General features: G+C 71.8%; 8 protein-coding genes. 4 read left to right on the forward strand and 4 right to left on the reverse strand.

Annotation, left to right across the window (positions count from 1 at the left end; genetic code table 11):
• Nucleotides 1-162: 162 nt before the first annotated feature.
• Both ligA and GUY59_RS44215 read right to left on the reverse strand, forming a co-directional pair.
• Entirely contained in the window at nt 163-2352 is a 2190-nt protein-coding gene (ligA, locus tag GUY59_RS44210) for an NAD-dependent DNA ligase LigA (protein ID WP_252375247.1), read from the reverse strand.
• 227 nt (nt 2353-2579) lie between these two features.
• Nucleotides 2580-3581, reverse strand: coding sequence for a methionine synthase (locus GUY59_RS44215; RefSeq protein WP_138208332.1), 1002 nt, complete (start codon nt 3579-3581; stop codon nt 2580-2582).
• Between the two features lie 24 nt (nt 3582-3605).
• On the opposite strand from GUY59_RS44215, the gene GUY59_RS44220 reads away from it, so the two are divergent.
• Entirely contained in the window at nt 3606-4238 is a 633-nt protein-coding gene (locus tag GUY59_RS44220) for an MBL fold metallo-hydrolase (protein WP_132341686.1), read from the forward strand.
• Here GUY59_RS44220 and mnmA read toward each other — a convergent pair.
• Nucleotides 4231-5289, reverse strand: a complete 1059-nt coding sequence (gene mnmA, locus GUY59_RS44225) for a tRNA 2-thiouridine(34) synthase MnmA (protein WP_171055616.1) — start codon at nt 5287-5289, stop codon at nt 4231-4233. The two genes, GUY59_RS44220 and mnmA, sit on opposite strands and share 8 nt — an antisense overlap.
• A 143-nt stretch (nt 5290-5432) precedes the next feature.
• On the opposite strand from mnmA, the gene GUY59_RS44230 reads away from it, so the two are divergent.
• Entirely contained in the window at nt 5433-6485 is a 1053-nt protein-coding gene (locus GUY59_RS44230) for a DUF695 domain-containing protein (protein WP_138208333.1), read from the forward strand.
• A gap of 75 nt (nt 6486-6560) precedes the next feature.
• On the opposite strand, the gene GUY59_RS44235 is transcribed toward GUY59_RS44230, so the two are convergent.
• Nucleotides 6561-7778 (reverse strand): cysteine desulfurase family protein, encoded by a 1218-nt coding sequence (locus GUY59_RS44235; protein WP_289514355.1) that lies wholly within the window; start codon nt 7776-7778, stop codon nt 6561-6563.
• Between the two features lie 54 nt (nt 7779-7832).
• Between GUY59_RS44235 and GUY59_RS44240 the strand changes: the two genes are divergently transcribed.
• Both GUY59_RS44240 and GUY59_RS44245 read left to right on the forward strand, forming a co-directional pair.
• Nucleotides 7833-8345, forward strand: a complete 513-nt coding sequence (locus tag GUY59_RS44240) for a TetR/AcrR family transcriptional regulator (protein ID WP_132341690.1) — start codon at nt 7833-7835, stop codon at nt 8343-8345.
• A 209-nt stretch (nt 8346-8554) separates the two neighbouring features.
• Complete coding sequence (locus GUY59_RS44245) at nt 8555-9742, forward strand: MFS transporter (protein ID WP_138208835.1); 1188 nt, start codon at nt 8555-8557, stop codon at nt 9740-9742.
• Nucleotides 9743-9957: the final 215 nt, after the last annotated feature.

Below are 9957 nucleotides of genomic sequence, written 5' to 3' on the forward strand. Positions count from 1 at the left end.
GCCCATAGCGAAGGAGCATGGGGAACCCGCCTCATCGCCCGAACAGCAACCGCGCGGCCGCTGTCACGCGCGCCGCGCGGAAACCCGTGCCCGCCCCTCGAAGGATGCGTACTCGCCGACCGTGCCCATGCGAGTCCCTGAAGCCGCGGCCCCCGTGGACGGTCAGGACTCCGGTGGGGTGGCGGCCTCGGCGGCGGCCTCCGGGCCTTCGTTGAGGAGGATCTCGAACCCCTCGGAGTCGAGGATCGGCACGCCAAGGTCGACTGCCTTGTCGTATTTCGACCCCGCGTTCTCGCCCGCGATCAGGAACGACGTCTTCTTCGACACCGACGACGCCACCTTGCCGCCCCTGCCGGTCAGCTCGGCGGCGGCCGAGTCGCGGGTGTAGCCCTCCAGCGTGCCCGTCACCACGAACGTCAGCCCCTGCAAGGTCTGCGGGCCCTTCTCGGGGGCCGGCTCGTCCTCCATGCGGACCCCGGCGGCCCGCCACCGGTCGATGATCTCGCGGTGCCAGTCGACCGCGAACCACTCCCGGATCGTGGCCGCGACCCGGGGCCCGATGCCTTCGACCGCGGCCAGCTCCTCCTCCGACGCGTTCATGATCGCGTCGATGGATCTCATGGTGTCGGTCAGGGCGCGCGCCGTGGGCGGGCCGACGTGCCTGATCGACAGGGCGACCAGCACCTGCGCGAGCGGCACCTGCTTGGCCCGTTCGAGCTCCTCGATGAGCTGCAGGGCGTTCTGGCTGGGCTCGCCGTTGATGTTGGAGAAGAAGGAGACGACCTTCTGCTCCCCCGTCTTCGGGTCCATCTTGGGCAGGCCGGTGTCGGGGTCGCGGACCACCGACTTGATCGGGGTCAGCTGGTCGAGTGTCAGGTCGAACAGGTCGGCCTCGGTGCGCACCACGGGCTGCTGCGGCGGCAGCGGCTGGGTGAGCGCCGTGGCCGCGACGTAGCCGAGGCCGTCGATGTCGAGCGCGCGGCGCCCGGCCGCGAAGTAGATGCGCTCGCGGATCTGGGCGGGGCAACCACGCGCGTTGGGGCAGCGCAGGTCGGCGTCGCCCTCCTTCTCGTAGGCCAGCGGGGTGCCGCATTCCGGGCAGTGCGTCGGCATGACGAACTCCCGCTCGGACCCGTCGCGCAGCGCCGCCACCGGCCCGACGATCTCGGGGATGACGTCGCCCGCCTTGCGCAGCACCACGGTGTCGCCGATGAGCACCCCCTTCTTGGCCACGACGGCGGCGTTGTGGAGCGTGGCGCGCTCGACGGTCGAGCCCGACACCACGACCGGCTCCATCACGCCGTAGGGGGTGACGCGGCCCGTGCGCCCCACGCCCACCTGGATGTCGAGCAGCTTGGTGTTGACTTCCTGCGGCGGATACTTGAAGGCGATCGCCCAGCGCGGCGCACGCGAGGTGGAGCCGAGCTCACGCTGCGTGCGGAAGTCGTCGACCTTCACGACCACCCCGTCGATCTCGTACGGCGGGTCGTGGCGATGCGCGCGGTAGTGCTCGATGAACTCGTTGATCTCGGTGAGGCCCGGCAGCACCCGGTAGAGGTCGCTGACCGGCAGCCCGAACTGGCGCAGCCGGTCGTAGACCTCCGACTGCGCCCGCGGCTCGGTCGCGCCCTCCCAGACGCCGATGCCGTGCACCAGCATGCGCAGCGGGCGCTGCGCCGTGATGCGCGGGTCCTTCTGCCGCAGCGTGCCGGCCGCGGAGTTGCGCGGGTTGGCGAACGGCGGCTTGCCCTGCTCGACGAGCTGCTCGTTGAGCTTCTTGAAGTCGTCGACCGGGATGTAGACCTCGCCGCGCACCTCGACCAGGCTCGGCACGTCGTCGCCCTTGAGCCGGTGGGGCACCCCCTTGATGGTGCGCACGTTGGCCGTCACGTCGTCACCCGTGCGCCCGTCGCCTCTGGTGGCGGCGCGCTCCAGCTTGCCGTCGCGGTAGACCAGCGCGATGGCCAGCCCGTCGATCTTCAGCTCGCACAGGTAGGGGCCCGGGTCGCCCTCGGCCAGCCGCTCGGCGCGCGCCTGCCAGGCCGCCATGTCGGCGTCGTTGAAGGCGTTGTCGAGGCTCTCCATCCTGGCCAGGTGGCGCACCTTGGCGAAGTCACCGCTGACCGGCGCCCCGACCTTCTGGGTGGGCGAGCCGGGCGTCTGGAGCGACGGATGCGCCTCCTCCAGCGCCAGCAGCTCTTTGAACCACTCGTCGAACTGCGCGTCGCTGACCGTGGGCTGATCGAGAACGTAGTAGCGCCAGCGAGCCTCGTCGACCAGCTCGCTCAGCTCGGCATGCCGCTTCAGCGCGGACACCGGCACCCCGGCGACCTCAGTGGATGGCTCGCCCACGGCCTCTCCTTCCCTCAACATTCTGAGCAAACGCTACCGCTCGGCACCGACAGAAGCGTCGCCTGTGGACGCACCTTTAGGCCCCCGTGAAAGTGCGCGCTCCCCCAGGTCGGACGGCTTCCTCCACGCGCCTCGCACCCGTCTCCGGACAACGCCGCCCGGACACGTGTACGCCCGCCGCGCCCTCCACGCCACGGCCGGTCGTCGCGTGGAGGGTTCGTGAGCGGTCAGCCGGCCTGCCGCCCGCCCGCGGGATCGTCCCTGAGCACCTGGGCGGCCTTCTCGCAGGCGGCCAGCGCCGCTCGTGCGTACCTCGGCGTGGCCCCGGCCAGCCCGCACGAGGGGGTCAGCACCACCTGCGTCGCCAGCCGGTCGGGCGCGAACCCGAGCCGCCGCCACAACTCCACCGCGGGCCCGGCGATCGCCGCCGGGCCGGGCAGCCGGGTCTCCCTGCCTGGAACGACGCCCATGAACAGCACCATCCCGGCCTCGAAGAGCTCGCCCAGGGCGTCGTCGTCCCTGCGCCGCACCAGTGAGGCGTCGACGGAGACGCCGCGTACCCCCGCCGACCGCAGCAGGGCGAAAGGCACGGAAGGCGCGCAGCAGTGCACCACGGGAGCGTCGAAGAGCCGCAGCGACTCCTCCACCCTCCATCCCTCCACCGCGGCCAGCCGTCCGAACCCTGAGGCGGTGGGCACCGTGCCGGCCAGCACCCCCGGCAGCCCCGGCTCGTCAAGCTGCAGCACGATCTCCGTCACCCCGGGCAGCCGCCGCCGCACCTCCGCGCAGTGGTCCGCGACCCCCTGCGCCAGCGACGCCGTCAGATCGCGTACGGCTCCCGCGTCGGCGAGCACCTTGTCGCCGTGCTTCAGCTCGATGGCGCCGGCCAGCGTCCATGGACCGCACACCTGCAGCTTGAGCGGCCCCGCGTAGTCGTGCGCGATCTCCTCCAGGCCGTCGAGATCGCGGCGCATGTGGTCGAGGGCCCGCTGGTGGTCGCGCCCCGGACGGTCGCTCAGCCGCCAGCCGGACGGCTGCACCTCGACCGGCAGGTCGACGAGCAGCCCCGCCGTACGCCCGACCATGTCGGCGCCGACGCCCCGGGCGGGCAGCTCAGGAAGGTAGGGCAGCCCGGGCACCTCGCCGAACACGACCCTGATCGCCTCAAGATGATCCTCGCCGGGATGTGAGCCGATCCCGGTGGCTTGGCCCATGGGCACTGTAGACATGGGCACAAGCGTAGGCTCTGCCGCATGGAGCTCACGAAATACGAACACGCGTGCGTCCGCGTGGAGAAGGACGGCAAGGTCCTGGTCATCGACCCGGGCACGTTCGGCGAGAGCCCCGTCCTGGAGGGCGCCGAAGCGGTTCTCATCACCCACGAGCACTTCGACCACGTGGACGTCGACAAGCTGAAGGCCGCTCCGCCCGGCCTGGAGATCTGGACGTGCGAGGCAGTCGCCGCAGCGCTGGCGGACGTGCCGGCCAAGGTGCAGGTCGTACGCCATGGCGACGGCTTCGAGACGGCCGGTTTCCGGGTGAAGGTGTTCGGCGAGTGGCACGCCGTCAACCACCCCGACATGCCCGTCGTGCAGAACGTCGGCTTCATGATCGACGACGAGCTCTTCTACCCCGGCGACGCCCTGACCGTGCCCGAGGTGGAGGTGCCGACGCTGCTGGCGCCGACCAACGCACCCTGGCTGAAGCTCAGCGAGATGGTCGGCTATCTGCGCGAGGTGCGCCCTGGACGGGCGTTCTCCACCCATGACGGCCTGCTCAACGACTTCGGCCTCACGGTGCTGGACAACTGGCTGAAGATGGAGTCGGACAAGCAGAAGGCCGAGATCCGCCGCCTGGAGGTCGGCGAGTCGGCCACCCTCAGCTAGCGGAGAGGATCGTCGCCGAGCCGATGACCGTGGCGCCGGAGTAGAGGACGGCGGCCTGCCCGGCCGCGACCCCCGTGGCCGGGCGGTCGAGGTCGACGCGGAGCCCGCCGCCTGCCTCCTCGAACCGGCAGCCGTAGACCTCCCCGTGGGCGCGCAGTTGCACGGTCAGGTCGTCGAAGCGGGACGGGCCGTTCCAGACCGGGGCGCCGCAGGTGATCGAGGTGACCTCCAGCGCCGCGCGCGGCCCCACCGTGACGGTGTTGGAGACCGGCTCGATCGACAGGACATAACGCGGCCTGCCGTCGGGGGCCGGGCGGTCGATGCGCAGACCCTTGCGCTGGCCGATCGTGAAGCCGTGGGCCCCCTGGTGGCTGCCCACGACGGCGCCCTCCTGGTCGACGATCGGGCCCTCCGCCGCACCGAGCCGCTCGGACAGGAAGCCGCGGGTGTCGCCGTCGGCGATGAAGCAGATGTCGTGGCTGTCGGGCTTGTCGGCGACCGTCAGCCCGCGCCGGGCCGCCTCTTCGCGCACCTCGACCTTGGTGGAGTCGCCCAGGGGGAAGATGGCGTGGCCGAGCTGCTCGCGGGTGAGCACCCCGAGCACGTAGGACTGGTCCTTGCCCTGGTCGGCGCTCCTGGACAGCACCCCGTCGACCAGCCTGGCGTGGTGGCCCGTGGCGACCGCGTCGAAGCCCAGGGCCAGCGCCCGGTCGAGCACCGCGGAGAACTTGATCTTCTCGTTGCAGCGCAGGCACGGGTTGGGCGTGCGGCCCGCGGCGTATTCGGACACGAAGTCCTCGATCACGTCGCGCTGGAACCGCTCGGCCATGTCCCAGATGTAGAAGGGGATGCCGATCACGTCGGCGGCACGCCGCGCGTCGCGAGAATCCTCGATCGTGCAGCAGCCCCGGGCACCCGTGCGGTGGGATTGGGGGTTGGCGGAAAGAGCGAGGTGCACACCAGTGACGTCGTGACCGGCCTCGGCGATCCGAGCGGCGGCCACGGCGGAGTCGACGCCGCCCGACATGGCGGCAAGCACACGCAGTCCCATGACCTTCTCAGCGTACTGTCCGTACGGGAGTGCCCGGCCATGTGGGCAGCCATCATGTACGCAGCCCATGTGCCCGGCCATGTGCCCGGCCATGTGCGCGGCCATGTGCGCGATCGGGTCCGCGGTCTGCGAGGATTCAGCGCATGCGACTGTTCGGGCGCAAGGACGAAGAGGAAGAGGCCGGCGGGCAGGACGAGGCCATCGCCGGGTTCTGGACGTGGTGGCAGGAGACCAGGCCCCGGCTCGACTCGCTGGTGGCCGAGGGCGAGGCGGCGGGGCTGGAGGAGTGTCTGGCTCCGGCGGTCTCCGCGATCCATCCCGAGCTGGTCTGGGAGGTGGCGCCCGGCAGGGAGGCGGCGCACGCCCTCGTGGTGACCGCGGCGGGCGACGCCGAGTTGCGCCCGCTCGCCCACCGCTGGGCCAGGGCCGCGCCCGCCGCCGACCTGCTGTGGGAGTTCCACCCGTCGAGACAGGCCAATCCGCAGGCCGCGGAGCTCACCATCGAGGTGGGCGGCTACGCGTTCGCGCTCGACAAGCTGATGCTCGGGCTGCGGGTGCCGCGCAACCAACCGAGGGTCGACGTGGCCGCCTACCACCCGATCTTCGCCGAGCTCGACGAGGAGACCAGGATGGAGGCCACGCTGCTGGCCCTCGACTGGCTGCTCGGCGAGGACGACGTCGCCAGATGGGTGGGCGAGATCACCCCGGCCACGTTCCAGCCGATCGACGCCGTCGCCGCCGTGCACCTGCCGGCCGTGGTCGCCGACGTGGCCTCCGGCTACGCGGAGGATGAGTGGGCGCTGCTCCAGGGCCAGACCGCGACCGGCGTGCCGCTCATCGCCACGGTCCGCCATCCGCTGCGCCCCGTCGACCACCCGCTCTGCGACCAGCACATCGCGATCACGCTGCCGTACGCGCACCGCGACGAGAACGGCCTGCCGGTCGACGGCTCGCTGGAGGCGCTGCGCGACTTCGAGGAACGCCTGGCGGCCCGCCTGCTCAAGCTGGGTGACGACGCGGTGCTGGCCGCGCACCTGAGCACGGAGGGGCACCGGATCATCCACGTCTACGCCGATCCGACCGGTGACGCCGCGATCCACGCCAAGGAGCTGATCGTGAGCTGGGAGGAGGGCGAGCCCCGCGTCGACGTGGCCGCCGACCCTGGCTGGACGGCCCTGGCGCCGTTCCTCACCTGACGCCTGCCGCAGCCGGGTCGCTGCGGCGCCGTTGATCACCCGACGGCTTGCTCACCTGACGGCGGAAGTGGGCGGTCAGCCGAGGCCAGCGCGGCGGGCGCGTTCGACGGCGGCGGGCAGCACCTCGATCAGGCGGTCGACGTCGTCACGCGTCGAGGTGTGCCCGAGGGTGAACCTGAGCGAGCCGCGTGCCGCCGCCGCGTCGGCGCCCATCGCCAGCAGCACGTGCGACGGTTGCGCGACGCCGGCCGAGCAGGCCGACCCGGTCGAGCACTCCACGCCCTTGGCGTCGAGCAGCATGAGCAGCGCGTCGCCCTCGCAGCCGGGGAAGGAGAAGTGGGCGTTGCCCGGCAACCTTCCCGGGGAGACCTCAGGCCGTCCGCCCGACGCGGAGGCGCTCTGCTGGGAGGCATGGCCGGGGTCGCCGTTGAGCACGACGTCGGGGACGGCCGCGCGTACGCGCTCGATCAGCTCGTCGCGCAGCGACGCCAGGCGGCGGCTCAGGGCCTCCTGCTCCTTCACGGCGGTGCTGACGGCCGCGGCGAGCCCCGCGATGGCGGGGGCGTCGAGCGTGCCGGAGCGTACGTCGCGCTCCTGACCACCGCCGTGCTGCACGGAGACCGGCGTCTGCCCTCTGGCCAGCAGCAGCGCGCCGGCGCCCATCGGGCCGCCGATCTTGTGGCCGGTCAGCGTGAGCGCGTCGACCCCCGACTCGGCGAACGACACGGGCAGCTGCCCCACCGCCTGGACGGCGTCGGTGTGGAACGGGATGCCCTGCTCGTGAGCGACGGCGGCCAGCTCGCGCACCGGCTGGACGGTGCCGACCTCGTTGTTGGCCCACAGGACGCTGACCACGGCGACGTCGTCGGGGTCGCGTGCGATGGCGGCGCGCAGGGTCTCGGGACGGACGCGGCCGTGCTCGTCGACCTCCAGCAGCTCGACCGCGGCGCCCTGGCTGTCGGCCAGCCACTGGGCCGGGTCGAGCGCGGCGTGGTGCTCCACGGAGCTGATCAGCACGCGCCTGCGAGGGCGGCGCGCCCAGTAGAATCCCTTGATGGCGAGGTTGTCCGCCTCGGTGCCGCCCGAGGTGAACACGACCTCGCTGGGCCGCGCCCCCAGCGCGTCGGCGATCGTCTCGCGTGACTCCTCCACCACTCTGCGCATCCGGCGCCCGGCGCCGTGCAGCGAGGAAGCGTTTCCGACCTGTTGGAGCTGGACCGTCATGGCCTCGATCGCTTCGGGCAGCATCGGGGTGGTGGCTGCATGATCAAGATAGGCCGACGGTCTGGTCACGCGTTCAGAGTATCTCGTTTGCAACTGTACCGTCCGGACGGTACAGTCGGAGCCATGCGAAGGGACGAGCTTTTGGACGCGGCGGAGGAACTCCTCTGCGACCAGGGTTCGACCGCGCTCACCCTGGCCGCGGTGGCGGACCGGGCGGGCGTCAGCAAGGGCGGCCTGCTCTATCACTACGCCTCCAAAGAAGCCCTGATCAAGGGCATGGTGGAGCGCCTGATCGACGACTTCGACGAGCTCATGGCCGCCCAGCCCGACGAGACCTACACCGGGCGCTATCTGGGCGCGACCCTGGCCGCCGTACGATCGGGCAGGTTGCGACGATGGGCGGTCGTCACAGGCGCGTCGGGCAACCTCTTCCTGCTGGCGCCGCTGCGCGAGGCGATGTCGCGGTGGCATCGCGAGGAGCTGGGCGACGAGCCCGACCCGCTGGCGGCCCAGATCGTGCGGCTGGCGTGTGAGGGGCTCTGGGACGTGGCGAGCCACGATCCGGAGCTCAACACGGACGACGATCTCCAGGCCCTGGAGGGCCGCCTCAGGGCGCTGCTCAAACCTCCCGCCTGAGCCGTCCCCGGCCCGCCCGCCCACGGGCGGCCGACCCCGCGCGAGTTCACGCGCCGATTCCGTTCGACACCCCTGCTCACGGGCCGGTCACGGCCCGATCGAGCCGGGGCTTTTCCCCTGCGGTGAGCGACCCCGCTCTCCCTCCCCTGCCTGGACGCCCATGCGTCCGGAACCCCTGAAGACAACGACTCCGTGTGAGGTGTGGCCTTATGACCCGCGAGCTGAGGGGTGCCCGTTACGGGGCGGTCCTCACCTTTGTCCTTGCCGGCCTGATGGTGGGCACGATGACCGTGCGCATCCCCGCCCTGACCGACAAGCTGGCCCTGTCCGAGGCCATGGTCGGGACGATCCTGCTGGCATGGGGCCTGGGCGCTCTGGTGACCATGCAGTCCATGCGGCGCGTCATGGCGCGCGCGGGCAGCAGGGCGGTTCTGCGGATCGGTGGCCCGCTGACGGCACTCAGCCTGGTGGCCGTGGCGCTCTCCCCCAACCTGCCGCTGTTCATGGTGGCCGTCGTGCTCTTCGGCATGGCCTTCGGCGTCATGGACGTCGCCATGAACGCCCAGGGCTCCACCGTCGAGCAGGCCTACGGGCGGCCGCTGATGAACGGCATGCACGCCGGCTGGTGCGTCGGCGCCATCTCCGCCGGAGCCCTGGGCAGCCTGGCCATCGCCGCCGGCCTGCCGTTCACCGCCAACGTGGCCCTGGTCGGCCTGGCCGCGCTGCCCGTCACCGTGCTGATCGGCCGTACGCACCTGCCCGAGCCCCCGTCCACCGGCATCGGTCCGGCGGGCCGGCGCCGCATGCCGCCGGTCGTCTACCTGCTCGGCGCGATCATGTTCTTCGCGTTCATGGTCGAGGGCACGGTGGCCGACTGGAACGGTCTCTACATGCGCAACGAACTCGGCGCGCCCGAGGCCCTGGCGGCACTCGGCTACCCCGTCTTCGAGACCGGCATGCTGGCCGCCCGGCTGACCGGCGACCGGCTGCGGGCCAGGTTCGGGGTACGCGGCATGCTGACCGTCTCCGGCGTGGCCACGGCCGGCTTCTTCGCCGCCGTACTGATCGCGCCGGCGGCCCTGGTGGCGGTGGCGGCGATGTTCTTCGTCGGGCTCGGCGTGGCGACGATCTCGCCCCTCACGTTGTCGCTGGCCGGCACCGCGACCGGCACGCCGGGTCCCGCGATCGCCCAGGCGGGGGCCATGGGGTACGCGGGCCTGCTGCTCGGGCCCGTGGTGATCGGCTTCATCTCGGACGCCACCTCGTTGCGTACGGCGCTCGGCGTCGCGGTCGTCCTCGGCGTGCTGATCGCGCTGGCCTCCCGGCTGCTCCCGCGCGAGGACCCCGCCCCGGTCACGCCGCTGCCCGTCAGGGAACCCGCCGAAGCCGCCGCCTGAGCGGCCTGCCCAGGGGCTGTGAGTTCCCTGTGGACCTCGGCGCGGGCGCCGCCCACCCGCACGTGGCGGCGCCCCGCTCACAGAGAACGGCTCTGGCGATCTTTGTGTGGTGCCGTCACAGACAGTGGTCGAGACTCTCGTCCGTGAGTGATCGCAATCGGATAACTGGCCGCGCATAGGTGCGGCCGCCCCGTGAGGATCTTGTTCGACCAAGA

Source organism: Nonomuraea sp. K271 (genome assembly GCF_009908215.1).
Taxonomy (GTDB): Bacteria; Actinomycetota; Actinomycetes; order Streptosporangiales; family Streptosporangiaceae; genus Nonomuraea; species Nonomuraea longispora.

Bases quoted from the DNA above. Each gene is read 5' to 3' on its own strand.
- GUY59_RS44215 (WP_138208332.1), bottom strand. From the start codon at position 3,581: ATGTCTACAGTGCCCATGGGCCAAGCCACCGGGATCGGCTCACATCCC.
- GUY59_RS44220 (WP_132341686.1), top strand. From the start codon at position 3,606: ATGGAGCTCACGAAATACGAACACGCGTGCGTCCGCGTGGAGAAGGAC.
- mnmA (WP_171055616.1), bottom strand. From the start codon at position 5,289: ATGGGACTGCGTGTGCTTGCCGCCATGTCGGGCGGCGTCGACTCCGCC.
- GUY59_RS44230 (WP_138208333.1), top strand. From the start codon at position 5,433: ATGCGACTGTTCGGGCGCAAGGACGAAGAGGAAGAGGCCGGCGGGCAG.
- GUY59_RS44240 (WP_132341690.1), top strand. From the start codon at position 7,833: ATGCGAAGGGACGAGCTTTTGGACGCGGCGGAGGAACTCCTCTGCGAC.
- GUY59_RS44245 (WP_138208835.1), top strand. From the start codon at position 8,555: ATGACCCGCGAGCTGAGGGGTGCCCGTTACGGGGCGGTCCTCACCTTT.